This is a genomic window from Lysobacter stagni, assembly GCF_030053425.1.
GTDB classification, from domain to species: Bacteria; Pseudomonadota; Gammaproteobacteria; order Xanthomonadales; family Xanthomonadaceae; genus Lysobacter_J; species Lysobacter_J stagni.
Window position 1 is genome coordinate 2,536,772 of record NZ_JASGBI010000001.1, and the last position, 24,026, is coordinate 2,560,797.

Sequence of the window (24,026 nt, forward strand, 5' to 3'; positions counted from 1 at the left end):
TCGCCATCGTCATCCCGTCATTCGTGGCGCGGCGTTGACGCGCGCGCGTGCGACACTTCGCGGATACCCAGGAAAAACTTCATCCGTGACCCGATTCGTCCTGCTTCTCGGCCTGGCATTGCTGGCCGCGTGTTCCACCCTTCCCGCCACTCGTGATGCCGCAGCTGCGACGGCGAACGATTCGGCGCAGTTCGAGCCCGACATCGCCGCATTCGAGCGCGTCGACAGCGGGGTGCGGCGCATGCCGGGCTCGGTGGTGTTCGTCGGCAGCTCGTCTATCCGCCTGTGGGACAGCCTGGGCGAGGATTTCCCGGGCGTGGCCGTGATCAACCGTGGCTTTGGCGGCTCGCGCGTGCGCGATTCGACGTACTACGCCGACCGCATCGTGACGCCGTACCAGCCGCGCGCCATCGTGTTCTACGCCGGCGACAACGACCTGCAGGAAGGCCGCACGCCCCGCCAGGTGCGCGACGACTTCGTGGCGTTCGTGGAGCGCGTGCGCGGCACCTTGCCGCAGGTGCCGATCGCCTTCATCGCCATCAAGCCCAGCCCCTCGCGCGTGGCGCTGTTGCCGCAGGTGCGCGAGGCGAATGCGCTGGTGCGCGCTTATGCGGCGGAAGAAGACGGCATCGACTTCCTGGACGTGTACCTGCCCATGCTGGACGGTGAAGGGCAACCGCGCGACGAGCTGTTCCTCGACGACCAGCTGCACATGAACCGCAGCGGCTATGCGATCTGGGCGGGCGTGGTGCGGCCGTGGCTGGCAGGGTTGTAATAAGCGCATGACCGCCATGGCTCCGCGCTTTCCCCGCTGGTTTCCGATGCTCGCGCTGGCGACGCTGCTGCCGGTCGTCTCCCTTGCGGCGCCGCCGGCGAAAGCGCGGCACGAGATCGACCGGTTGATCGCCCTGCTGGGCAGCTCCGGCTGCGAGTTCCAGCGCAACGGTCGCTGGTATCCGGCAGGCGAGGCCCGGGTCCACCTGCAGCGCAAGTACGACTACCTGCTCAAACGCGACCTGGTCGACAGCGCCGAAGAGTTCATCGAGCGCGCCGGCAGCCAGAGCAGCATGAGCGGCAAGGCCTATTCCGTCCGCTGCCCGGGCAAGCCGACCGTTCCGTCGGCGCAGTGGCTGGGCGCCCGGCTGTCCGAAATCCGTCACGCGGCGCCCTGATCGCCCGTTCTAGACTGCGCGCATCGCCGACGAGGACCGCGCGCATGAACGTCACGCGTACGCTTTCACGATCCCGCCACGACCGCATGATCGCCGGCGTCGTGGGCGGCATCGCACGCCGCTTCGGCTGGAATTCCACCGCGCTGCGGATCATCTACGTGCTGCTCTCGATCGCATCGGTGGCTTTCCCCGGCATCCTGGTCTACCTGATCCTCTGGTTGCTGATTCCGGAAGGCGATTGAAGCTGCACGCCGGCGCGTGAGCCCTTAGGCTGTGTCGATGCGCCAGCCTTCGCCCATGCCGCGTTTCGTGTTCCGCCTGCTGCTGCTCGTAGGCGCGCTATGGACGCTGCCGAACACGCTGTTCGGCCTGCTGCTGGGCGGGGTGGGGCTGATGTTCGGGGCGCACGCGCACTGGCGGCGCCGCGAACTGGCGCTGGTATTCCATCGCTGGCCATGGGGGCCAGGCGGCGCCATCACGTTCGGAAACGTGATCCTGCACACGGGCGATGATCTGGATTCGCCGTGCGTCACCTACGCGCATCGCGCCGGTCGCGGCGAGGAACCCTCGATCGTCCTGGCCGACCATGAGCGCGCGCATGTCTACCAGTACCTCGTGCTGGGGCCGCTGTTCCTGCCGTTGTATCTGGTGTCCGGCGGCATCAGCGTGCGCAACCGCTTCGAACGCGCGGCCGACCGCTACGCCAGCACGGGCCGCGGCTGGTGGCCGTGGGCCTGAGGGGCGTTCACTCGAACGCCACGTCCTGGCCGTCCTTCTTCCATGCGTCGAAGCCGCCGGCCAATGGACGCACGCGCTTGAAGCCGCGCTTGTTGAGCGCGCGCGCCAGCACGGCGGCGGAGGCCTCGTTGGGACAATCGCAGTAGACGATCACCTCGTCGTGCGGCATCAGCACGGCCTCGGCGACGGTCTTGACGAAAACGGCACCGGGAATCCACCCCGTGATGGCGCGCTGCGGTTCCGGGCGCACGTCGAGGATCAGCGGTGACGCGCCACCGTCGATCAGCTGGCGAAGTTCTGCCGGCGTGATGCGCGCCATGCGCAGCTGGCGCAGGAAGCGCTGGCGTCGCCACAGCTTCCACACGACGAACACCACGATCAGCGCCGCGATGACAGGCAGCGCAAGGCGGCCCAGTTCTTCCAGGCGGTCCAGCACGCTGTTCACCGCCTCGTGGAAGATCGCACCAAGCGCGACCGCAAGGCCAGCCCACAACAATGCACCGATGCCGTCGAACAGCAGGAAACGCCCCGGACGCGTGCCGGTTTCGCCGGCCAGGGTCGTGGCGACGGCGGCGAAACCCGGAATGAACTTGGCGACGATCAACGACGGCGCGCCCCATCGGCCATAGATGCCACGCGTCATCAGCACGCATGAATCCGGCGACAGCGAAAGCCGGCACATCAGCCGCAGCAGTTTCGCGCCGAGCCGGCGACCACCCACGTACCAGAGCCAGTCGGCGATCACCGCAGCGGTCGCGGCGACGATCAGGATCGGCCACAGGCTCTTGCCCTGATCCACGGCCAGCGCGGCGGTGACGATCATCGGTGGATACGCAGGCACGGGCAGCCCGCCCTGGTCCAGGAACACGCTGACGAATACGACCAGCAGGCCGTAGACGGCAATCAGGTGGATGAGGGTTTCCATGGGGCCGGGGGAGGGCGGGAATGGCGTCATGGTAGGGCTTCCCGCGCCTTCGACATCGCACGCCTTTGCATTGGTGTGTCCCGACGCAGGCAACGACCGCCGGTGGCTACCGCGTTTATGCATGTGAGAATCATTTGCATTTGATTGGGTCCCTGTTCATACTCCGCCCTTCATTCACACACGGGGTGCGGAAGATGTCCGGTTTCAAGCGTGGCAAGGCGGCATGGATCCTGTCGGTGATGGTGCCCACCGCACTGGCTTCGGCGATCGCCCAGGCCCAGGAGGCCGACACCGCGCGCACCCTCGACGGCGTCACCGTCATCGCTGAGCGCGCGACCACCGCCACCAAGACCGACACGCCGCTTACCGAAACGCCGCAGGCGATCAGCGTCGTCACCTCGGCGCTGTTCACCGATCGTGGCGCGCGCAACCTGCAGGAAACGCTGCGCTACAGCGCCGGTGTGACCGCCGATGCCTGGGGCCTGGACACGCGTGGCGACGCCAGCACCATCCGCGGGCTGGACCCGGTGCAGTACGTCGATGGCATGCGCCGCCTGTACAACTTCAGCCCCATGGCGCGCCCGGAGGTCTACGGACTGGAGCGCGTGGAAGTGCTGCGCGGGCCGTCGTCCGTGCTGTACGGAGCGGGTGCCACCGGCGGCATCATCAACGCGATGAGCAAGCGCCCGAACTTCCAGAGCGCGGGCGAGGTCGGCCTGCAGCTGGGCAACTTCGACCGCCGGCAGTTGCAGGGCGACATCACGGGTGAGCTCGGCGATTCGGGCAACGTGGCGGGGCGACTGGTCGGCGTGGTGCGCGACTCGGGCATGCAGACCGATGAAGTCGACGACGACCGCATCTACATCGCGCCGTCCATCACCTGGCGTGGCGAGCGCAGCAACCTCACCGTGCTGGCGAGCTACCAGCACGACGAGACCGCGTCGAGCCAGCAGTTCCTGCCAGTAGCGGCGACGCTGAAGGCGCCCCCCGGGCGCAGGCTCGACCCGTCGACGTTCCTGGGCGACAAGGATTTCGACACGCTCGACGCACGCGTCGCCAGCGCGACCGTACTGTTCGACCATGCCTTCAACGACGTGGTGACGTGGCGCTCGAACCTGCGCTACATCGATTCAAAGACCGACTTCCGCGAGATCTTCCCGGACACCTACAGCAATCCGGAATTTCCGTTCATCGATGCCGACGGCCGCGTGCTGAACCGCCTGACCTACGGCGTGAAGCCCGACAACCGCATCCTCACCGCGGACAATTCGCTGCAGTTCGACTTCGCCACCGGTTCGTTCCAGCACCTGCTGCTGGCGGGTCTGGACTACACGGACTTCCGTGAGGAGTCCTCCACGTTCTCCGGTGTCACCACGCCCATCGACATCTACGATCCGGTCTCGACCGGCGGGACGATCCCGGAATACACGCCGCTTCCGGACCAGCGCAACACGCAGACCGGCCTGTACGTGCAGGATCAGATCCGCTACGCCGACCGCGTGTCGTTCGTCCTGGGTGCGCGCCGCGACCACGTCCGCTCGGAAACGCAGGGGATGGACGACCAGACCGACAACGAAACCACCTATCGCTTGGGCGTGATCGGCGACATCGGCGCCAATTTCTCGCCGTACATCAGCTACACCGAATCCTTCCTGCCGGTGCTGGGCCAGGACGTGTACGGAAACCCGTTCCAGCCGATGCGCGGCCATCAGGTCGAGACCGGCGTGAAGTGGCAGCCGTCGCGCAACGCGCTGTTCACCGCAGCGATCTACAAGATCACCGAAACCAACCGCCAGACCAACGACCCGGACAACGTGCTCAACGTCGTCCAGACCGGCGAGATCCAGTCCAAGGGCATCGAGCTGGAAGGTGCATACGTCTTCGACAACGACTTCACCGTCACCGCCAGCATCAGCCACAGCGAAGCCGAAGTGACCCGCAGCAACCTGGACTGGGAAGTGGGCCGTCGCCTCAACGACACGCCGCAGGACCTGGCTTCGGTGTGGCTGGCCAAGGGGTTCCAGGTGGGCGACGACATGACGCTGCGCGCGGGACTGGGCGGACGCTACGTGGGATCGACGGTATCCGCCGGCCCGACGACGTCGCTGCGCACGCCCAGCTACACGCTGGCGGACGCGCTGCTGGAGCTGCAGATGACGGACTGGGTGTTGTCGTTGAACGTGACCAACCTGTTCGACAAGGAATACTTCGCGCCGTGCCGCTACTTCGGCGATTGCTTCAGCGGCAACACGCGCACGGTCGTTGGGACCGTCACGTACCGCTTCTGAGGCCGGCAATGCAGCGCGGCACGCTCAAGGCCTGGTTCCTGGTCCACAAGTGGACCAGCCTGGTGTGCACGCTGTTCCTGCTGTTGCTGTGCATCACCGGCTTGCCACTGGTGTTCTGGGAAGAGATCAGCCACCTGACCGGCGCGGACCCCGAGGTCGCGCCGGCTGCACCCGGCGCGCAACGCGCGAACGTGGACGATCTGGTGAAGAAGGCGCTGGCGCAGTACCCGGGTGACGTGCCGCTGTTCTTCGGTTGGGACGATCATTCGCCCAGCGTGTACGTGAACACCGGTGCACGGCCCGACACGCCGCCGCCGGAGATGCACACCGCGATCCTGCACGAATACACCGGTGACGTGCTGCCGGCCGCGCAGTTCAACGAAGGCGTGATGTACTTCCTCTATCGCCTGCACACCGATGTGTTCGTCGGATTGCCGGGCATGCTATTCCTGGGCGCGATGGCGCTGCTGTTCGTCGTGGCCATCGTCTCCGGCCTGGTGTTGTACGGCCCGTTCATGCGCAAGCTGCCATTCGGCACGTTGCGCACCGGACGCAGTCGTCGCCTGGCGTGGCTGGACCTGCACAACGTGCTGGGCATCGTGACGCTGGCGTGGGCGCTGGTGGTCGGCTTGACCGGTGCGATCAACACGCTGGCACAACCACTGGAGTCCGCCTGGCAGGATCACCAGTTGCGCGAGTTCGCCGCGCAGTACGAAAGCCGTCCGAAGCCGACATCGTTCGCCTCGCTCGACGCTGCCATCGCCAGGGCGCGCGCCGCGGAACCGGCGATGAAGCCGGCGTTCGTGAGCTTCCCCGGTACGGGCTACAGCGGCAATCACCACTACGGCATCTTCATGCACGGCAACACGCCGCTGACCGAGCGTCTGTATCGGCCGGTGCTGATCGACGTGGAAACCGGCGAGGTCACGGCGCAGCCCCGTCTGCCGGCCTACATGACCGTGCTCTTGCTGTCGCAGCCGCTCCACTTCGGCGATTACGGCGGTCTGCCGCTGAAGGTGCTGTGGGGATTGCTGGACGTGCTGACCATCGTCGTGCTGGTGAGCGGCCTGTACCTGTGGCTCAAGCGCGGCAGTACCGACGCGCGCGTTGCCGAGATCGAACGCGCAGGGCTCGTTGGCAATGGCGAGGTGACCTCGCCATGAGCCGCGGCCCGATCCCACGCAGTCCGTTCGTGGCGCCGATGTGGATCGCGCTGGCCAGCGTGATCGCGCTCGTCAGTGCGCTGATCGGCGATGGGCCATTCGATGTGCTGTCGTGGCTGCTGTTCGGGGGCGTGCTGGGGCTGGTCGTCCGCGCATGGTGGAAGCGCGATCGCAGCAGCCGTCAGCGCTGATCGAGGGGCAGTCGCGCGCGCGTGCGGCCGAGGCGTTGTCCGTTCGGACCGAAGCTCTGCTCCACGAACACGATGTGTGCGTCGTCGATGAGCACGACGGTGCTGCAGCGCGTGCCGTAACGCTCGCCTGTCACGAAGGGCGGTGAAAGCCTGCGCTCGAGTTCCAGGCCGACGCCGGTGTCAGGCAGGGTCGCGTCGGGGGCGGGCTGGGTGTCGGCGAGTGCGGCGAACAGTGGCGCCAGGTCGTCGTCGGCGACGGTACCGTCGTGCGCGGGCGCATGGGTCAGCCAATCCTTCAACGCCGCCATCGCATGGCCACTCTTGGGCCAGGGCGCATCGAAGTCCCCATTGGACATCGCGTGGAAGCCGGGCTCGACACGTTGAGTGCGAAACGCCGGATGATTGCTGGCGAAGCCGAGTTCGGCGCCGTCCCAGGCCAGCATGTTGAAGCGGCCATAGTCGGCCGCGTGCGGCGCGAGCTCGCCGAGGAATTCCGGCGATGGATCACGGCCGGCGACGAAGCCGCGCACCAGGGCCCCGCGCGATCGCGGCATCGTGCCTTCGGCGGCTCCCGCTCGCACGTTGGTCACGGCTGCCAGTCGCGCATGCGTGGAGGCCAGCAGCCAGCTGCCTCCGGCGAGCAGGTCGCGTCCACCGTAGAGCGTGTCGTCGTCGGGATCGACACCCGCGGGTGCGGCCGGGCGTGCATGCGCCTCGTCGCGGTTCGCGATCAACGCCAGTCGATAGCGCGGATGGCATTGCCATGCAATTGCAATCAGGCACATAGGTGTCGTTCTGTAAGCACAATGGCGTGAGCGTTCAGCTAAATGGCCGGGATTCGACGTAGGAAAAACCTTACAGCCCTGCGCGTCCGGCGCCGACTGCGCATCCCTGCCGTCGCGGGCAATCTTTGAGTCCTGATCCGTCCGTCCACGCCGTGGACCGCCCCCCGCAGGAAGGACCAATGTACCGCGTCGAACTCTCCCGCCACGACGGTGGCATGCTCGGTCAGCACATCGCCGAGGCCACGGTCGATTACAACAGCGCCGAAGCGGCGCTCGAGGCCGTGCTGCCGCAAGCCAAGCGCTGCGCCGAATCTTCCCATCATGCCCTGTGGCTGCGCATCTACGACGAGCGCTCGCGCGTCGTGTTCGGTACGCTGCTGCCCTGACCGGCGCCTCAATGCGCCGCATCGCGATCTCCGAACCAACTGCAGGAGAGCGTCATGGGCAAGAAGCAGTTCGAGGCATCCATCGCCGACGGCGGGCATCATCGCCTGGCGCAGATGATCGGCGAGTGGGAGGGCACGTTCCGGCTGTGGTTCCAGTCCGATCAGCTGGCGTGTGAATCCCCGCAGCGCGGCACCATCCGCGGCATCCTCGACGGGCGTTTCCTGCTGCACGAGTACCGCACGCGATACCGCGACGATCCCATCGAAGGCGTGGCGATCTACGGCCTGCACCTGGGCGAGAACGCCTTCGAATCGGCGTGGGTGGAAAGCTTCGGCACCGGCACCAGCATCATGTTCTCCGCCGGGCCGGCGAGTACGCCGCACTTCAACGTGCTGGGCAGCTACGGCGATGGAAAAGGTGGGCCGCGATGGGACTGGCGCACCGAGATCGAGCAGCCCGACCGCGACCAGCTCATCATCACCATGACCAACATCTCGCCGCAGGGTGAAGCGGCCAGGGCAGTGGAAGTGCGTTACCGCCGCGTCGCGACCGGGGTGTAACGCGCCGTGCCGCCTGGCGGCGCCGGGTCAGGCCGCCACGCTCCGCGTGCGTCGCAGTTCGCGTCCCGTCGCCACGACCGAGAAACGCTCCTCGTCGAGCTGGTCCACCGCGCCGCCATCGCCAAGGTGGTACGAGCGCAACCCTTCCACCCGCACGCTTCCACCGCCGCCGCGCGCGTCGATGTAGGTGCGGCGCACGTAGACCGTGTAGCGGTTGCCGTCATCATCGTAGGCGCAGAACGTGTCGAACGACATGGTGTGCTCCGGGGAAACGTGGCGCGCCAGCATCGACGCTTCGTGTCTCGCAGATTGAGATGGAAGGGAGTGAAGGAGCGTGAAGGCCACCCTGACGACCGCACGCCGGCGAATCCTCCGGCCGATGCGGCCTGGGCGAAATAGGGGCGCGCCTGACAGGGCGCGACGCGCTGTCCGCTCGGGCGGCAAAACAAAAGGGCCAGGCTGCGAAGCCTGACCCTGATGTTCTTGGTGCCGGAAGTGGGACTCGAACCCACACGCTTTTAAGGGCGGCGGATTTTGAGTCCGCTGCGTCTACCGATTCCGCCATTCCGGCGCGGGCGCGCAGTATAGCCGAGGGCGTGGGCTGGCGGCAGGCGCTTACAGGCTCAGGCCGCCGTGGCGGGCCATCGCGGCGGCGAGCACGAAGATCACGGCCACCAGGATGAGTTCGAAACGGACGATGCCGCGCAGGCGGGCGACTTCGGCCGGGGCGGGCAGCCAGCTGGGGTTCGCGGCCAGTGCCTTGCGCCAGCGCAGGAAGCGCACGGTCGGAAGGATCGAGAGCAGACCCACCAGCACGAACGCGCCCATCTTCGCGTGGAACCACGGGTTGTGCAGGTAGAAGTCGTGGCCCTTGATGCCGAACACGATGCGCGAGATGCCCGCGGCGATCAGCAGCATCGCGCATAGGCCGTAGCCCATGTCGAGGCCGGCCAGGCGCCGCACTACGGGCGGGTCGATCGTGCCGCGCAGCAGCGTGGATTCGGCCACGAGCATCGACACCAGGCCAAGCACCAGCAGGTGGTGCAGGGAAGCGAGCAGGAAATCGGTCAGCATGGGGGGCTTCCGGTCGGAAAGCGCCACCCTAAACGGCGCCCGTGACGACGCCAAGGTGCCGAAGGTCAGAACCTGCGGTTGCCGAGCGCGGTCAGGCCGCTTCGTCGGTCTTGAGTTCCTTGGCCACGCGCGCGAACCATTCGCCCTCGTTGGGGACGAACATCGAACACGATTCCATCGGCGCCTTGTAGATGTGCAGCGAGACGGCGACGGCGTTGGAACTGGCGTTGCGGATGGTGTGGTACTCGTGCGGCGGGATCAGGCTGCCGGCGCTGCCGGGGCCGGCATGCATGCCGCCGGCGGCGCGGAAACGGAAACGGTCGCCGTCGCGTTCGAGCAGTTCGTACTGGGTGATTTCCAGCTCGCCGTCCCACACGCCTTCCACGCACCACAGGCCGCAGTGGTCGTGCACCGGCGTGCCCTGGCCGGGGCCCCAGGTCATGGCGACCACGCTGTAGCCAAGGCGTGGGCTGCGGTAGAGCTCGCGACGGGCGTAGTGATCGTCGATGGGATCGTGCACACACGCCGGCAGTTGCACGTCGCGGTCGCGGATCATGCCGCACAGCGTGCTGCGCAGCGCGGCGGTGACCGCGTGTTCATCGCCGACGGAGACGGCGGCGTCGATCGCGGCGACCAGCTTGTCGTGGCCAGGGAAATCGAGGTCGGGCGTGGAATCGGCAATGCTCATGGGGCGATTCTACCGCGCCGCCCGCGTCCGCCTTCTTGCGTCGCACCAATCCGTGACCGTATGCCGCCAAGCCCCGCGAGGCGGCGAACGTCAGCCGCCTTGCAGGCCGTTCAGGAATTCCCCGACGGCGGGCCCGAAACGAGCGATATCGACCAGGAAGGCGTCATGTCCCTGCGGTGAGGGAAGGGGCAGGAAGCGCGCGTCGGCGCCGCCGGCACGCAGGCCTTCTGCGATTTCTTCCTGCTGCTGCAACGGAAACAGGATGTCGGTCTGCACGCCGATGGCCAGCGCCTTCTCCACCCGGATGCTGGCAAGGCCCGCGCGCGTATCGGCTTCGTCGTTGCCGCGCGTGGCGCAGTATTCGCCGATGTCGAACCAGTCCATCGAGCGGCTGAGGTACAGGTAGCAGTTCGGATCGAAGCGTCGCACGAAGCGGCGCGCGTGGCCTTCCAGATAACTTTCGACTTCGAACTCCAGTCCGAACGGTTCTTCGTCAGTGCGGTCCGAATCCAGGCGCACGCGCCCGAAACGGCCGTCCCATTCCAGCGCGGAGCGGTATGTGATGACGCCCAGCTTGCGCGCCATGCGCATGCCCGATTCGGGGTAATGGTCGTCGTCGTAGAGGCCGTGGTTCCAGTTGGGGTCCAGGCGGATCGCTTCGCGCTGCAACGAGCGGATGGCGATGGAGAACGGCAACGCCTTGGCCGCGCCGGAGATGTTGATGTGATTGCGCGCCAGTCCCGGATGGCGCAGCAGGAAAGCCAGCGCCGTCATGCCGCCCATCGAGTTGCCGATGATGCAGGCGAGATGGTCGATGCCCAGGCCACGTACCAGATGCGCGGACGCATCGGCGCCGTCCTCGACGGACAGCTCGGGGAAATCCAGCCGGTACAGCTCACCCGTGGCCGGGTCGGTCGAAGCGGGGCCGGTGGAGCCCTTGCAACTGCCCAGTGAGTTCACGCAGATCACGAACCAGCGGTCGCTGTCGATGGGCTTGCCGGGGCCGAGCATCTGTTCCCACCAGCCCGGTTCCGGATTGCCTTCGTTCGAAGCCGCGTGCGCGTCGGGCGACAGGCCGGTGACGATGAGGATCGCGTTGTCGCGCTGCGCGTTGAGCGTGCCCCAGGTTTCGTACGCCACGCGCGCGCCCTGCAGGGCGCCGCCGCGTTTCATCGGAAAAGGTGAGGGCAGGTCGAACCAGCGCGTGCCGGGCGGGATGAATTCGGTCATGCGGCAAGCTTAACGAGGGCCGGTGAAATCGGCACGGGCATTCGCGGATGCGCAGTGTTCTGCGGCCGCGATCGGGAAGGGACTTGCCGCTGCGGGGACGGTGTCGTCGTCCGTCGAGCGTGATGCCTGCGGGCCCGGATCCCCGCATTCGCGGGGATGTCCGCCTTGTCAGGGGCGAACGGAATCGATCACCAATTCGATCGCGCCGGTCGGGCCCGAAGGCTTTGCCGTCGCCTCCAGATCGCCGCTCTGCGGCATGGCGTTACCCGAGGCGGACACGCGCGCCAGCACTTCCACGCGTTCCAGCTGCGACAGCTTCATCGTCGGCATCGGGCTGTCGCCGTCGTCCAGCGTGACTTCGACCGGCAACTTCGTCGCGGCCAGTTTCTCCACCGCCACGGGCATCGGCGGGCCGCCGGCCTGGCGTGCGATGACGAACAACGTGGCGTCGGCCGGAAGCTTCGAAGCCAGCGCGGGCGCCAGCGACACCTTCACCTTCAGGCCGCCTTCGGCTGCGGAAGGTGCAGCCGCCGCGGGTAGCGGCGGCAGGCCGGCTTCGGCGCGGGCAGCGTCGATCTGCGCGCGCAGCGGTTGTGCCGCGTTCGCATCGACCACGGCAAGGAGGGGCTCCCACGTGCGGGCCGCTTCCGCCGGCTGCTTCGCCTGTCGCTGGGCGATACCGAGGAACCAGCGCGCACGCTGGTGCATCGGCTGGATCTCGATGGCACGCTTCAGCAGCTCCACGCCCTGCGCATCGAACACGCGCTGCGGCGCGGCGAGTGCACGCATCTCCGCGGCCTCGGCCAGAAGGTCCGGGTCATCGGGCGCCAGTTTCAGCGCACGATCGAGCGCCTGCGCGGCCTTGGCGACATTGCCGTCGGCCACGTACGCGCGGCCCAGCAGACGCCAGCCTTCAACCTGGTTCGGGTCGCGCTGCAGCTCCGTTTCGAGCTTGGAGATCGCTTCCTCCAGCGTCTTGGGCATTTCGCGCTGCGTCGAATCCAGTGCGGCCGGCGCGCCGATGGCGAAGTACATCAGGCCCGTCGCAAGGGTCAGCCCAGCCACCACGCCCAGTCCCGCCGCGCGACGCGTGCGCCACAACGGGCGCAGCACGTATGCCAGCGTCAGCACGGCCAGCAGCAGGCCGGCGATCACGAAGGCCACCATCGAACTCATCACCACTCCTGCTCTTCATTGCGCTCATCGGCGGCGGGTGCAGCACCACGCGAACGCCGACGCACCGCGCCGATCACGATCAGACCGCCGCCCAGCAGCACCACGGCCGGTCCGAACCAGAGCAGCCACGTCTTGGATTCCACCTGTGGGCGGTACAGCACGAATTCGCCGTAGCGCGCGACCAGGAAATCCTTGATCTGCGCATCGTTCTTGCCCTGGCGCATCAGCTCCAGCACTTCGCGGCGCAGGTCCACCGCGATCTGCGCATTCGAATCGGCCAGCGACTGGTTCTGGCACATCACGCAACGCAGTTCGCTCACCAGCGCATGGAAGCGCTTTTCCTCGGCGGGACTGTTGAACGTGAGCGGATTGGCATCCGTGGCCACCTGTGCGAAAGCGGCGCCACTGGACAACACCAGCGCGAAGGCGAGCAGCAACGCGCGCATCACAGCGGCTTGTCCGCGTTGAGCTGTACCAGCTTCGGCAGCAACTCGCTTTCGATGACCGCATCGGTCAGCGGGCCGACGTACTTCCAGCGGATCGTGCCGCCGGCGTCCACGAGGAAGGTCTCCGGCGCGCCGTAGATGCCCCAGTCGATGGCCGCCTTGCCTTCGTAGTCCGTGAGGACCATGAAGTACGGGTTGCCGAACTGCTCCAGCCAGCGCATCGCGTCGCCGTGCTCGTCCTTCCAGTTGAAGCCGACCACGCGCAGGCGCTTGGTCTCGGCGAAGCGCGTCAGCACCGGATGCTCGTCGCGGCAGGCCGGGCACCAGCTGCCCCAGACGTTGAGCAGGTACGGCGCGCCACGCAGGTCCTTGTCCGTGACCAGTCGACCCGGCTCGTGCAGGACCGGCAGGCGGAATGCCGGCGCCGGCTTGCCGATCAGCGGCGAGGGCAGCGCTTCGCGGTTGGGATTGCGACTGAGCATGACGCCGGCGAAGAGCAGTGCGCCCAATGCGGCGACCACCACCAGCGGCAACCACCGCATCGAGGACTTGCGCGGCATCGATTCGCTCATCGTGCGGGCTCCGGGCTCGCGTTCGTTGCGGGGGGCGAGACGGGGTCCGCGGCCGGTCGCGGATCGGTCGCTGCCACGCGGCGGAAACGACGATCGGTCGCCGTCACCAGTCCGCCCAGCATCATCAGGATCGCGCCGGCCCAGATCCAGCGCACGAACGGCTTGATGTGCACGCGCAGCGCCCACGAGCCACCGCCTAGCGGTTCGCCCAGCGCGACATAGAGATCACGCGTGAGGCCGCGCGAGATCGCCGCTTCGGTCATCACCTGGCCGCCGCTGACGTACGCGCGCTTTTCCGGGTGCATCACGGTCAGCGGCTTGTCGTTCTGGAACACGGTGACGGTGCCGCGGTCGGCCTCGTAGTTCGGGCCCTGCGAATGCGTGGCGCCGTCGAAGCGGAAGGCGTAGCGGCCCAGTTCGACCGTCTGGCCCGGCGCGACGGCGAGTTCGCGCTGCACGCTCAGTCCTTCCACCAGCAGCGCGCCCACCAGGAACACCGCGATGCCCGTATGCGCCAGCGTCATGCCGAGCATTTCGGGGGTGAAGCGCGAGCCGGCCGTCGGGCTGCGCAGGCGCGACCAGACGAAGCGCGCGGTGCCGAACAGCACCCACGCGGCGCCGAACACGCCGGCTGCGACCTTCACCGGCCCCTGCGGCGCGAAGAAGTACGCGATCACGCCCAGCGCGAGCGCCAGGCCGGCCCACGGTGCGAGCATCGCCACCGGCTTCGATACCTGCTCGCGCTGCCAGCGTGTGAGCGGGCCGAACGGCAGCAGCGCGACCAGCGGCGCCATCAGCAGCACGAACATCAGCGCGAAGTAGGGCGGGCCGACCGAGATCTTGCCCAGGTCCAGTGCATCGGCAAGCAGCGGGTACAGCGTGCCCAGCAGCACCATCGCGCAGGCGGTGGAGAGCAGCAGGTTGTTGGCCAGCAGCAGCGTTTCACGCGACGCGGCCTCGAACGGCTTGCCGGCGTCCTCCGTCGAAGGCGCCTTCAGCGCGTACAGCAGCAGCGAACCGCCGACCACGATGCCCAGGAAGATCAGGATGAAGAGGCCGCGTGCCGGATCCGCCGCGAACGCATGCACGCTGGTCAGCACGCCCGAACGCACCAGGAAGGTACCCAGCAGCGACAGCGAGAACGTGGCGATGGCCAGCAGCAGCGTCCAGCCGCGGAAGCTGCCGCGCTTCTCGGTCACGGCCTGCGAATGCAGCAACGCGGCGCCGGCGAGCCACGGCATGAAGCTGGCGTTCTCGACGGGATCCCAGAACCACCAGCCGCCCCAACCCAGTTCGTAGTACGCCCACCACGAACCCAGTGCGATGCCCAGCGTGAGGAACGCCCACGCGACATTGGTCCACGGACGCGTCCAGCGCAGCCAGCGTGCGTCGATCTTTCCGTCCAGCAGCGCGGCGATCGCGAACGCGAACGGCACCGAGAAACCCACGTAGCCGAGGTACAGCATCGGCGGGTGGATGATCATGCCCGGATCCTGCAGCAGTGGGTTGAGGTCGCGGCCTTCAGCGACAGCGGGAAGCAGGCGCAGGAACGGGTTGCTGGTGAAGATGAGGAAGGCGAGGAAGCCCGCGCTGACCAGGCCCATCACGCCGAGTACGCGCGCGATGACGGTATCGGGCAGGCTGCGCGAGAAGCGCGCAACCGCTGCCGTCCACAGCGCCAGGATCAGCGCCCACAACAGCAGCGAGCCTTCGTGCGCGCCCCACACCGCGGTGTAGCGGTACATCAGCGGCAGCAGCGAGTTGCTGTTCTCGGCGACGTAGCGCAGCGAGAAATCCTGCGTCACGAATCCGTGCGTGAGGACGGCGAAGGCCAGGCCGACCAGCCCCAGCTGTGCGTATGCGGCCGGGCGGGCGACCGCCATCCACGGAGCCACGCCGCGCTGCGCGCCGGCCAGCGGCAGCGCCGCCTGCAGCACCGATACCAGCAGCGCCAGGATCAGCGCGATCTGTCCGAGTTCGCCGAGCATTTAGGGCGCTTCCTGCGCGGTGCCGGCGGCCGGCGCCTGCACGTCGTGCTTCTTGTGCGCCATGCCCATCTTGTCGGCGACTTCCTTCGGCATGTAGGTCTCGTCGTGCTTGGCGAGGATCTGTTCGGCGACGAACACGTCGCCTTCCATGCGGCCGGTGGCGACCACCGCCTGCTTCTCGCGGAACAGGTCCGGCAGGATGCCGGTGTAGCGCACCGGCATCTGCGCGTCGCCGTCGGTGACGCGGAACGTGGCTTCCAGCGAACCGGGCGCGCGCTTGAACGAATCGGCCGCGACCATGCCGCCGAGGCGGAAGCGGGCATGCTCGCCGGCTTCGCCGCGCAGCACTTCGCTGGGCGTGTATAGGTAGGCGATGTTGCGTTGCAGGGCCATCGCGACCAGCGCGGTGGCAAGGCCGGCGGCTACCACGAGGGCAATCACCCAGAGCAGGCGGCGGCGACGTACGGGATTCATCGGATCGGGCTCATCAATGCGTTATCGGGTCAGCGGGTTGGCGGCGTCCTTGCCCGGACGCGCGGCCTCGCGCGCGGCCCGCAGGCGCGCGCCGCGCAGTTCACGGCGGATCTGCAGGCGGGTGCTGACGAAGTCCCAGCCCAGCACGATCGCGAACACCGCATAGGCGGCGATGACGTAGTTCTGGTAGCTCACGGTTGCTTCCCCTGCGCGAGTGCGGCGACCCAGCCCTTGCCGCTTTCGCGACGCAGGTTGTCGGCGCGCGCGCGTGCGAGCAGCGCGCCCACGAACCACAGCTTGGTGCCGATGATCATCCAGATCAGCGGGCCGTACATGCTTTCGTCCATCTTCGAGTCGCCGAAGAGGCTGATGGTCTGGCCCTGGTGCAGCGAGTTCCACCACACCACCGAGTAGCGGATCACCGGCAGCAATGCCACGCCGACGATGGCCAGCAGGCCGGCCGCACGCGCCGCTGCGCGACGGTCGTCGATGGCGTTGTACAGGCCGATCACGCCCAGATAGAGGAACAGCAGGATCAGCTCGGTGGTCAGGCGCGGGTCCCAGTCCCACCACGTGCCCCACATCGGCTTGCCCCAGATCGAACCGGTCACCAGCGTGATGAGGGTGAAGGCGGCGCCGATGGGGGCGCAGGCCATCGCCAGGATCTCGCACAGCTTGATGCGCCAGACCAGCGCGATGGCGGCATACAGCGCCATCAGCCCGAACACGGCCATGCTCATCCAGGCGCTGGGCACATGGATGTAGAGGATGCGGAAGCTGTCGCCCTGCTGGTAGTCGGCCGGCACCTGGAACAGCGCGCCGTACAGGGCCCAGGCCATGATCAGCAGGCCAAGCCCATACGCCCACGGTGCCCAGCGCGCGGCAAAGCGGTCGAAGTAGGGGGGCGAACCGAGTTGGTGAAACCAGCGGATGATCGGATTCATCGTTCCTCGCTCCGCGCCCGGACCATCGGCCCGGGCAGCGGCAGGTTGCGGCGGATTGTCGCGGCCGGGGCGGCCCCGGGCTTGATCCGGCTCAATTGATGCCGACGCGCGTCAGCTCAGGGCGATCCGGATCGCGGCGGCGGCAGCCAGTGGGGCCAGCACCAGCGCGACCGCCAACCCCGCGCCCAGCAGCAGCAGCGCTCCGATCGGATCCAGCCCCTGCGCCGAGGCAGCCACGCTGCCCGCGCCGAACACCAGCACCGGCACGTACAACGGCAGCGCCAGCAAGGCCACGAGTATACCGGAGCGCCGCATTCCGACCGTCAGAGCAGCCACCACGGCGCCCAACAGACTCAGCAAAGGCGTGCCCAGTGCGAGGGATGCCATCAGCACCGGCAACTGCGCGCGTGGCAGGTACAGGAGCTCGCCCAGGAACGGCGCGGCGATCAGCAACGGCAGCGCGGTCGTCGCCCAGTGCATGAACGTGCGCACACCGACCAGCCACGCCAGCGGCACCGGCGCCAGCATCCACTGCTCCAGCGAGCCGTCCTCGGCGTCGCCGCGGAACAGCGTGTCCAGCGAGAGCAGGCCGGCCAGCAGGATGGCCACCCACAGCACGCCGGCCGCGACGCGGGCCAGTGCCTCTTTCTCGCCGCCCAGGGCCAGCGCAAACAGCACTACCACCAGCAGCGCGAACAGCGCCGGCTGCAGGGCATCGCCGCGGCGGCGCCAGAGCAGGCGCAGGTCGCGGGTCAGCAAGGCGCGGGCGGCACCGGTGAGGCTTGGAGTGGTCGTCGGGTTCATGCTGCACCCGCCCGCGAGAGCACCAGCATCCGCGTCCGTACCGGCGGCGCGGCGTAGGCGCCGTGCGTGGTCACCAGGGCGGCGCCGCCCTCGCGAAGGTGGGCCTGGACCATGCGGTTCACCAGTTCGATGCCTTCCAGGTCCAGGTTTGCGTAGGGCTCGTCCAGCAGCCACAGCGGCGCAGGCGACATCCACAGCCGGGCCAGCGACAGCCGCTTCTTCTGGCCGGCGGACAGCTGCCGGGCCAGGGTGTCCTCGTAGCCGGCCAGGCCGACGATGCCCAGCGCGTTCTCCGGCAGCTGCGCACGGCGACGGCCCTGCAGCCCGCAGAGGAAATTCAGGTTTTCCAGCGACGTGAGATCCGCCTTCAGGCCGGGCAGGTGGCTGAGGTAGGCGATGGCGCGGGCGCGCCGGGCGATGCCGGCGGGCTCGCCGTCCAGGTCGATATGCCCGTCATCGGCGCGCAGCAGGCCGGCCAGCACGCGCAGCAGGGTGGTCTTGCCGGCGCCGTTGTCGCCCTGGACCAGCAGCGCTTCGCCGGCATCGACGCTGAAGTCCAGCGGGCCGAACACCGACTCGTCGTTGCGCGCGAAACGGAGGCCGCGGGCTGCGAGCAGCGGCGGGGCGGGGCGGTCGTTGGGTGTCATCGGACGGGCGTGGACGGCCGGTCGGCCGCGGGCGGCCATTCTATTCGGTTCCCGGAATGGGCCGCTTGGCGGGGTCGGGCGACGCTCAGCCGGCCACCCACTCCGTATTGGCGACTCCGAAGGCCGCCGACGGGCGGGGCATCAGCATTCGCAGGCGTACCGGCTCGCCCGCGTGCCAGTCCAGCACGCCCGCCTGGCCGAACTCCAGGCCCAGCCGGAGCAGGTCGTCCTCGCCCAGTCCCACCACCAGCCAGCCCGGTTCGCGCCAGCCGCCGTCCGGGTCCTGGGCCCAGGCCGGATGGCGCACCGCGCCGATGGCGTCCAGTTGCGCCACCAACAGTGCATCGGCGGCCTCGTTGGCGCTGTCCGACCGCGGCTGCGAAGCCGGGTTCCAGGCTGTGATGAAGGCGTAGCGTGCCGCGGGGGCATACGCTTCCAGATCGGTGGCCGGCAGGCCCACGCGCAACGGCAGGGAATCGCCGTCGAGCACCACCACGTAATCCGCGGCAGCGTAGGCGGTGGCCAGCTCGGCGGCGTCGACGATCTGCAGCTCGCGCATGGGCGGAGTGTGCGGACCTTGCCTGCAGCGCGCAATCGCCTGCACGGGATCGCCAGATGAGCTTTCGTCATGACACCGCTTCACCGGCATCCTTACACTTCCCCGTTTCGAATTTCCTGTAAGCCAATGACCCTGCCAACCAAGCTGCCGAAGGTCGGAACGACCATCTTCACCGTGATGTCGCAGCTCGCGATCGAGCACGACGCGGTCAATCTCGGCCAGGGCTTTCCCGACTTCAACGTCCCCGAACGCCTGATCGAAGCCCTCGACCGCGCCATGCGCGAAGGCAAGAACCAGTACGCGCCGATGACGGGCATTCCCGCATTGCGCCAGGCCATCGCCGACAAAACCCAGCGCTGTTACGGCCACCGCCCCGATCCCGACAGCGAGATCACCGTGGCGTCCGGCGCCAGCGAGGCGATCTTCGACGCCGTCGCCGCCGTGGTGCGCGCCGGCGAGGAAGTGATCGTGCTCGATCCCTGCTACGACTCCTACGAGCCGGCGATCGACCTGGCCGGCGGCCGCGCCGTGCATGTGCCGCTGGATCCGGCGACCTTCGCGCCGGACTGGAACCTCATCCGCGCCGCGATCACGCCGAAAACGCGCCTGCTGATGATCAACTCACCGCACAACCCGTCGGGCGCGATGTTCACCGCCGACGACATCGCCCAGCTCACCGCACTGCTGCGCGACACGGGTATCTGGTTGCTGTCGGACGAGGTGTACGAACACATCGTGTTCGACGGTCGCCAGCACGAGTCGGTGCTGCGCTATCCCGAACTGCGCGAGCGCGCGTTCGTGGTGTCCAGCTTCGGCAAGACCTATCACTGCACCGGTTGGAAGGTCGGCTACTGCATCGCGCCGCCGGCGCTGTCGCTGGAACTGCGCAAGGTTCACCAGTACAACACCTTCTGCACGTTCGCCCCGGCGCAGTGGGCGTTCGCGGAGATGATCCAGGCCGAGCCGGAGCATTACGAGCAGCTCGGCGCGTTCTACCAGGGCAAGCGCGACCGCTTCCGCGAGCAGCTGCTCACCACGCGCCTGAAGCCGCTGCCGGTCCCCGGCGGCTACTTCCAGCTGGTCGACTACTCCGCGGTCAGCGATCTGGACGACGCTGCGTTCTGCCGCTGGCTGACGGTGGAGAAGGGCGTCGCCGCGATCCCGCTTTCTCCGTTCTACGAAACGCCGCCCGCCGGCCAACGCCTGGCGCGCCTGTGTTTCGCCAAGAACGAGGCGACGCTGGACAAGGCCATCGAGCGGTTGCAGAAGCTGTAGTTTTCGCATGCAAGCTGTCGTTCCCGCGAAGGCGGGAACCCAACTTGCAGACGCAGCATGCTGTCCGGCGAGCATGATGCGTCGGACAGTCCCCGCCTTCGCGGGGATGACGGCGTTAATAGAACTCATCACTTCGCGAGCACCCATGAACGACCTGCGCGTCACCCTCGTCCAAGGCGACACCCGCTGGCACGACCCGGCCGGCAACCGTGAGTATTACGGCCGCCTGATCGCGCCGCTGCACGGTACGACCGATCTGGTCATCCTGCCGGAGACGTTCACCAGCGGCTTCTCCAACGAGGCCATCGGCAATGCCGAGACGATGGACGGCCCCACGGTGGAATGGATTCGCGAGCAGTCGGCGAAGCTGGGAGCGGCCATCACCGGCAGCGTGCAGCTGCGCACGCAGGAGGGCGTGTTCAACCGCCTGCTGTTCGCCACGCCCGATGGCGCGCTCAGCACCTACGACAAGCGCCACCTGTTCCGCTATGCGCGGGAACACGAACGCTATGCGGCCGGGCGCGATCGCCTGACGCTGGACTGGAAAGGCTGGCGCATCTGTCCGCAGGTCTGCTACGACCTGCGCTTCCCGGTGTTCTCGCGCAACCGCTACGACGTCGAACGCCCGCAGCAGCTCGATTACGACCTGTTGATCTATGTGGCCAACTGGCCGTCGGCGCGCAGCTACCCGTGGAAGACGCTGCTACGTGCGCGGGCCATCGAGAACCTGTGTTTCGTCGCTGCGGTGAACCGCGTCGGCACGGACGGCAACGGTCTGCATTACTCGGGCGACAGCGCCGTCATCGACTTCCTCGGACATCCGGTCAGTGAGTGCGCCGACGAGGAGGTGGTGGTCACCACCACGCTTCAGGCGGCGGAGCTGGCCGCGCATCGCGAACGCTTCCCGGCCATGCTCGACGGCGACGCCTTCGAGCTGAGGTAAAACCGCGCGGCCTGCAGCGCCGCGCTCATTCCGCAAGACCCCGTGCACCGCCGTCGAAACCATGAACGGCGGCGATATGTCGCGCGGCGCAACAACGGGATTACACTGCCAGGGCCGCTTCGTGCGGCCCCGTGTTTCATGTGCAGACAAGGACGCCGTCGCGCCGTCCGCTGCTCCGCCCGACGCGACCGGCATCCGAGGTTTCCTGAGGAGCCCGTCATGTCGTCTCCACGTCTCGAAGAATTTCTGCATTCCAACCGCGTCGCCTACGACACGGTCACCCATCCGCACGCGTTCACCGCGCAGGAAACCGCCGAACGTGCCCACATCCGCGGACACGCGATGGCCAAGACCGTGATGGTGAAACTCGATGGCCGGCTGGCGATGGCCGTGCTGCCGTCGGACGAATGGCTGGATGTCGCGCGGTTGCGCCAGGTGAGCGGTGCGCGCGAGGTCGCGCTGGCTAACGAATCCGATTTCAAGGACCGTTTCCCGGAATGCGAGGTCGGCGCGATGCCACCGTTCGGAAACCTCTATCACATGGACGTCTACGCCGCCGAAAGCCTGGCCGACGATGGGAACATCGCGTTCAACGCCGGCAACCATCGCGAGCTCATGCGCATGGACTGGAGCGATTTCGAGCGTCTCGTGCATCCGCGCGTGGTCCAGCTCAGTCGCCACTAGTGCGATGCACCCCGGCGGTCTTCACGTGGCATTCGCGATGGAGCATTCATGAAGTAGCGGCCCTGCTGAGGAAGCCGCTCGATGGATCGCCAGCGCATCAGGCAATTCGTGTCACGCATTCCCCCACGCTGGCGCCTGTGGGGTCGGCGAATCGCGCTTGGAGTGGTCGGGCTGTATGCGGTCTACCTGATCGCCGGAAACCTGTTCCTCAACACGCCGATCGGCGAGTGGACGGCCAATCGCAAGCCGGAGAAGTTCCACATCGAATGGGGGCCGGGCGTGACCTGGTGGCCCGGGCGCGTAACGGTGTGGGACGTGAAGTTGGGCGGGCAGGCCGGGCGCACGCGCTGGGCGGTCCAGGCCGACAAGGCATCCGGTCGCGTGGCGATCCTGCCGTTGCTGCACAAGGAAGTCCGCGTGCCGGACGTGACGGCCAGCGGTGTCACCGGTGACGTCGATACGGTAGGCGCGCGCAGGCCGCCGCCGGTCGCGCGGCCCGGGGGCTGGATCCTCAACTTCCAGCGCATCCGCAGCGATTCGATCCGCGGTGGTCGTTATGCGGGGCTGGTCCTGGAAGGCGACGGGCGCGCCGAAGTCGGTTTCTACAAGCAGCTGCGTGGCGGCGCACTGGAGCTGATGCCATCCACCGCACACTTCGACCGTGCGCGCCTGAGCGTGGGCAAGCAGGAGTTGCTGAGCGAGGGGCGCATCGATGCGCACTTCGCGATCGCGCGACATACCCGTGCGCAGGCGTCCGGCATCCGCAAGCTGGTGCTTACCGACGCGAGCCTGGAACTGCAGGGCAAGGTCGCGGCACTGAGGACCGGCGTGGATGCGGCGGGGAAGATGTCGTTTGCGACCGTTCCAGGGCAGGGCACCGCGAATGCGAAGATCGGCTTCGCACGCGGCACGATCACGCCGGGGAGCACGTTGCGCTGGCACATGCCGATCACAGGCAAGGACGTGTCCGGCCACGCACGCGCCGGCGCGCTCGACGTGGGTCTGGATGCCGGCCGCGATCTGCATGTCACCGCACGTTCGCCGGCGCAGGCCGACAACCCGCTGTCGCTGGATGCCGATCTGGTCGTGCGCGGCACGCAGATTCCGCTGCAGGATCCACGCAGTCTGTTGCCGCGCAGCTCCGGCCACGTGGTCGGGCGTTGGCAGTTCTCGTCGCTGCGATGGCTGGGCGCCTTCTTCACCGACGCCACCTGGCTGTCGCTGGACGGTGCGGGTCTGGTCGATGCGGATTTGCGCGTCGTGGACGGTCGCGTTGCGGTCGGCAGCCGGGTGAGCGTGCCGGAGGTCGAGGCCACCGCCCACGTGATGGGCAACCGGATCCGCGGCCGCGCGCGTGCGGAAGGACGGTTGGATGGCGGCAAGGACGGCGAGCCACTGCCGAGCCTGGAACTGGTGATGGAGCGCTTCAACATCGCCGCCGACGATGCGCCCGACCGGCCGTACGTCGATGGTCGCGATCTGCGCCTGTCGATGCAGACGGTGAAGCCCTTCCGCCGCGAACAGCTGAAGCAGGCCGATGCGATGCAACGCGTCCGCGAAGCACTGAAGGCGCGACTGACGTTTTCCAATGCGCACGTGCCCGACCTGCGCGCCCACAACCGTTACCTGCCGCAGCAGCATCTGCGCTTCGACGGTGGCTCGGGCACCCTGAGCGGGGACCTCACACTGGATGGGGCCGGCGATGTGGGCACCGGCAGCGTGCGCATCGGCGCGAGCAATGCACGGATGCACGTGGCCGGGCTCGCACTGCGGGGCAACATCGACGTGGACACGCCGTTGCGACGGGCGGACCTGACCGGCCACAGCTTCAACATCGACGGCACGCGCGTGGGCCTGACCGGCATCAGCTTCACCGAGCCTTCGGGCGAGTCGCGCAGCGGCTGGTGGGCGCGCATCCAGCTGGAGCGCGCGCGCATGGACTGGGACCGGCCCATCAGCATCGATGCGCGCGCGAACGTGACCATGAAGGACGTGGGCTTCCTGCTGTCGCTGTTCTCGAAACAGCGCGAGTACCCGAAGTGGGTCTACAAGATGATCGATTCGGGGCAGGCGCAGGTGGGCGCCAACATCCGGTGGAAAGGCGAAACCCTGGTGCTGGATCGGGTCGTGGCGAGTAACCAGCGCTACGACCTGAAGGCGCGCCTCAAGCTGCGTGGCAAGAGCCGCACCGGCAGCCTGTACGCCAAGTGGGGCCTGTTGAGCTGCGCGGTGGGCGTGAACAACGGCCAGCGCGATTTCCATCTGGTTCGCGCGCAGCAGTGGTACGACTCGCAACCCGACCTGCGCTGACGC

Annotated in this window: 29 protein-coding genes and 1 tRNA gene; 13 read left to right on the forward strand and 17 right to left on the reverse strand. The window is 67.7% G+C overall.

Annotation, left to right across the window (positions count from 1 at the left end; translation table 11 throughout):
- Window positions 1-85: 85 nt before the first annotated feature.
- The 4 genes from QLQ15_RS11815 to QLQ15_RS11830 are packed head-to-tail and all read left to right on the forward strand — an operon-like array spanning window position 86 to window position 1,910.
- Window positions 86-775 (forward strand): SGNH/GDSL hydrolase family protein, encoded by a 690-nt coding sequence (locus QLQ15_RS11815; RefSeq protein WP_283212970.1) that lies wholly within the window; start codon window positions 86-88, stop codon window positions 773-775.
- A 7-nt stretch (window positions 776-782) separates the two neighbouring features.
- Complete coding sequence (locus QLQ15_RS11820) at window positions 783-1,172, forward strand: YfeK family protein (protein ID WP_432277804.1); 390 nt, start codon at window positions 783-785, stop codon at window positions 1,170-1,172.
- Window positions 1,173-1,216: 44 nt separating this feature from the next.
- Window positions 1,217-1,414 (forward strand): PspC domain-containing protein, encoded by a 198-nt coding sequence (locus QLQ15_RS11825; protein ID WP_283212971.1) that lies wholly within the window; start codon window positions 1,217-1,219, stop codon window positions 1,412-1,414.
- 37 nt (window positions 1,415-1,451) lie between these two features.
- Entirely contained in the window at window positions 1,452-1,910 is a 459-nt protein-coding gene (locus tag QLQ15_RS11830; protein WP_283212972.1) for a hypothetical protein, read from the forward strand.
- A gap of 7 nt (window positions 1,911-1,917) precedes the next feature.
- Here QLQ15_RS11830 and QLQ15_RS11835 read toward each other — a convergent pair whose 3' ends face one another.
- Window positions 1,918-2,835, reverse strand: a complete 918-nt coding sequence (locus QLQ15_RS11835) for a rhodanese-like domain-containing protein (protein ID WP_283212973.1) — start codon at window positions 2,833-2,835, stop codon at window positions 1,918-1,920.
- A 194-nt stretch (window positions 2,836-3,029) separates the two neighbouring features.
- Here QLQ15_RS11835 and QLQ15_RS11840 point away from each other — a divergent pair, with 194 nt between their 5' ends.
- The 3 genes from QLQ15_RS11840 to QLQ15_RS11850 are packed head-to-tail and all read left to right on the forward strand — an operon-like array spanning window position 3,030 to window position 6,477.
- Entirely contained in the window at window positions 3,030-5,123 is a 2,094-nt protein-coding gene (locus QLQ15_RS11840) for a TonB-dependent siderophore receptor (RefSeq protein WP_283212974.1), read from the forward strand.
- Window positions 5,124-5,131: 8 nt separating this feature from the next.
- On the forward strand, window positions 5,132-6,286 hold the full coding sequence (locus tag QLQ15_RS11845) for a PepSY-associated TM helix domain-containing protein (protein WP_283212975.1): 1,155 nt from the start codon (window positions 5,132-5,134) through the stop codon (window positions 6,284-6,286).
- Complete coding sequence (locus tag QLQ15_RS11850) at window positions 6,283-6,477, forward strand: hypothetical protein (protein WP_283212976.1); 195 nt, start codon at window positions 6,283-6,285, stop codon at window positions 6,475-6,477. Before QLQ15_RS11845 ends, QLQ15_RS11850 begins: the two co-directional genes overlap by 4 nt.
- Here QLQ15_RS11850 and QLQ15_RS11855 read toward each other — a convergent pair.
- A complete protein-coding gene (locus QLQ15_RS11855) occupies window positions 6,468-7,262 on the reverse strand; it encodes an NRDE family protein (RefSeq protein ID WP_283212977.1) in 795 nt (264 codons plus the stop codon). The two genes, QLQ15_RS11850 and QLQ15_RS11855, sit on opposite strands and share 10 nt — an antisense overlap.
- Window positions 7,263-7,441: 179 nt before the next feature.
- Between QLQ15_RS11855 and QLQ15_RS11860 the strand changes: the two genes are divergently transcribed.
- Window positions 7,442-7,648, forward strand: coding sequence for a hypothetical protein (locus tag QLQ15_RS11860; protein WP_283212978.1), 207 nt, complete (start codon window positions 7,442-7,444; stop codon window positions 7,646-7,648).
- 54 nt (window positions 7,649-7,702) lie between these two features.
- Entirely contained in the window at window positions 7,703-8,209 is a 507-nt protein-coding gene (locus tag QLQ15_RS11865; RefSeq protein WP_283212979.1) for a DUF1579 family protein, read from the forward strand.
- 27 nt (window positions 8,210-8,236) lie between these two features.
- Here the strand turns inward: QLQ15_RS11865 and QLQ15_RS11870 are convergent, their stop codons facing one another.
- From QLQ15_RS11870 to QLQ15_RS11940, 15 genes are all read right to left on the reverse strand, one after another.
- On the reverse strand, window positions 8,237-8,464 hold the full coding sequence (locus tag QLQ15_RS11870) for a hypothetical protein (RefSeq protein ID WP_283212980.1): 228 nt from the start codon (window positions 8,462-8,464) through the stop codon (window positions 8,237-8,239).
- Window positions 8,465-8,693: 229 nt separating this feature from the next.
- Window positions 8,694-8,780, reverse strand: a tRNA-Leu gene (locus QLQ15_RS11875).
- A gap of 44 nt (window positions 8,781-8,824) precedes the next feature.
- Window positions 8,825-9,283, reverse strand: a complete 459-nt coding sequence (locus QLQ15_RS11880; protein ID WP_283212981.1) for a DUF2214 family protein — start codon at window positions 9,281-9,283, stop codon at window positions 8,825-8,827.
- 91 nt (window positions 9,284-9,374) lie between these two features.
- Complete coding sequence (locus QLQ15_RS11885) at window positions 9,375-9,971, reverse strand: cysteine dioxygenase family protein (protein WP_283212982.1); 597 nt, start codon at window positions 9,969-9,971, stop codon at window positions 9,375-9,377.
- A 90-nt stretch (window positions 9,972-10,061) separates the two neighbouring features.
- Window positions 10,062-11,201, reverse strand: coding sequence for a homoserine O-acetyltransferase MetX (metX, locus tag QLQ15_RS11890; RefSeq protein WP_283212983.1), 1,140 nt, complete (start codon window positions 11,199-11,201; stop codon window positions 10,062-10,064).
- Window positions 11,202-11,369: 168 nt separating this feature from the next.
- Window positions 11,370-12,377, reverse strand: a complete 1,008-nt coding sequence (locus QLQ15_RS11895; protein ID WP_283212984.1) for a tetratricopeptide repeat protein — start codon at window positions 12,375-12,377, stop codon at window positions 11,370-11,372.
- The gene (locus QLQ15_RS11900) at window positions 12,377-12,826 is read right to left on the reverse strand and encodes a cytochrome c-type biogenesis protein (protein WP_432277805.1); all 450 of its coding nucleotides are present in this window, start codon (window positions 12,824-12,826) and stop codon (window positions 12,377-12,379) included. Before QLQ15_RS11900 ends, QLQ15_RS11895 begins: the two co-directional genes overlap by 1 nt.
- A complete protein-coding gene (locus QLQ15_RS11905; RefSeq protein ID WP_283212986.1) occupies window positions 12,823-13,395 on the reverse strand; it encodes a DsbE family thiol:disulfide interchange protein in 573 nt (190 codons plus the stop codon). The genes QLQ15_RS11900 and QLQ15_RS11905 overlap by 4 nt, the downstream gene beginning before the upstream one ends.
- Window positions 13,392-15,383: a heme lyase CcmF/NrfE family subunit gene (locus tag QLQ15_RS11910; RefSeq protein WP_283212987.1), complete on the reverse strand. Its 1,992-nt coding sequence runs from the start codon at window positions 15,381-15,383 to the stop codon at window positions 13,392-13,394. The genes QLQ15_RS11905 and QLQ15_RS11910 overlap by 4 nt, the downstream gene beginning before the upstream one ends.
- Window positions 15,384-15,857: a cytochrome c maturation protein CcmE gene (ccmE, locus tag QLQ15_RS11915; RefSeq protein ID WP_283212988.1), complete on the reverse strand. Its 474-nt coding sequence runs from the start codon at window positions 15,855-15,857 to the stop codon at window positions 15,384-15,386.
- A gap of 21 nt (window positions 15,858-15,878) precedes the next feature.
- Window positions 15,879-16,052 carry a heme exporter protein CcmD gene (gene ccmD / locus QLQ15_RS11920; protein WP_283212989.1) on the reverse strand — a complete coding sequence of 58 codons (174 nt, stop codon included), beginning with the start codon at window positions 16,050-16,052 and terminating at the stop codon, window positions 15,879-15,881.
- Window positions 16,049-16,801, reverse strand: a complete 753-nt coding sequence (gene ccmC / locus QLQ15_RS11925; protein ID WP_283212990.1) for a heme ABC transporter permease CcmC — start codon at window positions 16,799-16,801, stop codon at window positions 16,049-16,051. Before ccmC ends, ccmD begins: the two co-directional genes overlap by 4 nt.
- Window positions 16,802-16,912: 111 nt before the next feature.
- Window positions 16,913-17,605: a heme exporter protein CcmB gene (gene ccmB, locus QLQ15_RS11930; RefSeq protein ID WP_283212991.1), complete on the reverse strand. Its 693-nt coding sequence runs from the start codon at window positions 17,603-17,605 to the stop codon at window positions 16,913-16,915.
- A complete protein-coding gene (ccmA, locus tag QLQ15_RS11935; protein ID WP_283214008.1) occupies window positions 17,602-18,252 on the reverse strand; it encodes a heme ABC exporter ATP-binding protein CcmA in 651 nt (216 codons plus the stop codon). Before ccmA ends, ccmB begins: the two co-directional genes overlap by 4 nt.
- Window positions 18,253-18,337: 85 nt before the next feature.
- Entirely contained in the window at window positions 18,338-18,811 is a 474-nt protein-coding gene (locus QLQ15_RS11940) for a DUF3293 domain-containing protein (protein WP_283212992.1), read from the reverse strand.
- Between the two features lie 126 nt (window positions 18,812-18,937).
- Between QLQ15_RS11940 and QLQ15_RS11945 the strand changes: the two genes are divergently transcribed.
- The 4 genes from QLQ15_RS11945 (at window position 18,938) to QLQ15_RS11960 (ending at window position 24,023) form a co-directional block, all read left to right on the forward strand.
- Window positions 18,938-20,086, forward strand: coding sequence for a pyridoxal phosphate-dependent aminotransferase (locus QLQ15_RS11945; RefSeq protein ID WP_283212993.1), 1,149 nt, complete (start codon window positions 18,938-18,940; stop codon window positions 20,084-20,086).
- A gap of 145 nt (window positions 20,087-20,231) precedes the next feature.
- Window positions 20,232-21,029, forward strand: a complete 798-nt coding sequence (locus QLQ15_RS11950; protein ID WP_283212994.1) for an amidohydrolase — start codon at window positions 20,232-20,234, stop codon at window positions 21,027-21,029.
- 219 nt (window positions 21,030-21,248) lie between these two features.
- A complete protein-coding gene (locus QLQ15_RS11955; protein WP_283212995.1) occupies window positions 21,249-21,713 on the forward strand; it encodes an aminoacyl-tRNA deacylase in 465 nt (154 codons plus the stop codon).
- Window positions 21,714-21,821: 108 nt separating this feature from the next.
- Window positions 21,822-24,023 carry an AsmA family protein gene (locus QLQ15_RS11960; protein ID WP_283212996.1) on the forward strand — a complete coding sequence of 734 codons (2,202 nt, stop codon included), beginning with the start codon at window positions 21,822-21,824 and terminating at the stop codon, window positions 24,021-24,023.
- The last annotated feature ends 3 nt before the right edge of the window (window positions 24,024-24,026 follow it).

Bases quoted from the DNA above. Each gene is read 5' to 3' on its own strand.
- QLQ15_RS11880 (WP_283212981.1), bottom strand. From the start codon at position 9,283: ATGCTGACCGATTTCCTGCTCGCTTCCCTGCACCACCTGCTGGTGCTT.
- QLQ15_RS11865 (WP_283212979.1), top strand. From the start codon at position 7,703: ATGGGCAAGAAGCAGTTCGAGGCATCCATCGCCGACGGCGGGCATCAT.
- QLQ15_RS11850 (WP_283212976.1), top strand. From the start codon at position 6,283: ATGAGCCGCGGCCCGATCCCACGCAGTCCGTTCGTGGCGCCGATGTGG.
- QLQ15_RS11835 (WP_283212973.1), bottom strand. From the start codon at position 2,835: ATGGAAACCCTCATCCACCTGATTGCCGTCTACGGCCTGCTGGTCGTA.
- QLQ15_RS11845 (WP_283212975.1), top strand. From the start codon at position 5,132: ATGCAGCGCGGCACGCTCAAGGCCTGGTTCCTGGTCCACAAGTGGACC.
- QLQ15_RS11905 (WP_283212986.1), bottom strand. From the start codon at position 13,395: ATGAGCGAATCGATGCCGCGCAAGTCCTCGATGCGGTGGTTGCCGCTG.
- QLQ15_RS11825 (WP_283212971.1), top strand. From the start codon at position 1,217: ATGAACGTCACGCGTACGCTTTCACGATCCCGCCACGACCGCATGATC.
- ccmB (WP_283212991.1), bottom strand. From the start codon at position 17,605: ATGAACCCGACGACCACTCCAAGCCTCACCGGTGCCGCCCGCGCCTTG.
- metX (WP_283212983.1), bottom strand. From the start codon at position 11,201: ATGACCGAATTCATCCCGCCCGGCACGCGCTGGTTCGACCTGCCCTCA.
- QLQ15_RS11830 (WP_283212972.1), top strand. From the start codon at position 1,452: ATGCGCCAGCCTTCGCCCATGCCGCGTTTCGTGTTCCGCCTGCTGCTG.
- QLQ15_RS11955 (WP_283212995.1), top strand. From the start codon at position 21,249: ATGTCGTCTCCACGTCTCGAAGAATTTCTGCATTCCAACCGCGTCGCC.
- QLQ15_RS11870 (WP_283212980.1), bottom strand. From the start codon at position 8,464: ATGTCGTTCGACACGTTCTGCGCCTACGATGATGACGGCAACCGCTAC.
- QLQ15_RS11945 (WP_283212993.1), top strand. From the start codon at position 18,938: ATGACCCTGCCAACCAAGCTGCCGAAGGTCGGAACGACCATCTTCACC.
- QLQ15_RS11840 (WP_283212974.1), top strand. From the start codon at position 3,030: ATGTCCGGTTTCAAGCGTGGCAAGGCGGCATGGATCCTGTCGGTGATG.
- QLQ15_RS11860 (WP_283212978.1), top strand. From the start codon at position 7,442: ATGTACCGCGTCGAACTCTCCCGCCACGACGGTGGCATGCTCGGTCAG.
- QLQ15_RS11940 (WP_283212992.1), bottom strand. From the start codon at position 18,811: ATGCGCGAGCTGCAGATCGTCGACGCCGCCGAGCTGGCCACCGCCTAC.
- QLQ15_RS11885 (WP_283212982.1), bottom strand. From the start codon at position 9,971: ATGAGCATTGCCGATTCCACGCCCGACCTCGATTTCCCTGGCCACGAC.
- ccmE (WP_283212988.1), bottom strand. From the start codon at position 15,857: ATGAATCCCGTACGTCGCCGCCGCCTGCTCTGGGTGATTGCCCTCGTG.
- QLQ15_RS11910 (WP_283212987.1), bottom strand. From the start codon at position 15,383: ATGCTCGGCGAACTCGGACAGATCGCGCTGATCCTGGCGCTGCTGGTA.
- QLQ15_RS11895 (WP_283212984.1), bottom strand. From the start codon at position 12,377: ATGAGTTCGATGGTGGCCTTCGTGATCGCCGGCCTGCTGCTGGCCGTG.
- ccmC (WP_283212990.1), bottom strand. From the start codon at position 16,801: ATGAATCCGATCATCCGCTGGTTTCACCAACTCGGTTCGCCCCCCTAC.
- ccmA (WP_283214008.1), bottom strand. From the start codon at position 18,252: ATGACACCCAACGACCGCCCCGCCCCGCCGCTGCTCGCAGCCCGCGGC.
- QLQ15_RS11855 (WP_283212977.1), bottom strand. From the start codon at position 7,262: ATGTGCCTGATTGCAATTGCATGGCAATGCCATCCGCGCTATCGACTG.
- QLQ15_RS11820 (WP_432277804.1), top strand. From the start codon at position 783: ATGACCGCCATGGCTCCGCGCTTTCCCCGCTGGTTTCCGATGCTCGCG.
- QLQ15_RS11950 (WP_283212994.1), top strand. From the start codon at position 20,232: ATGAACGACCTGCGCGTCACCCTCGTCCAAGGCGACACCCGCTGGCAC.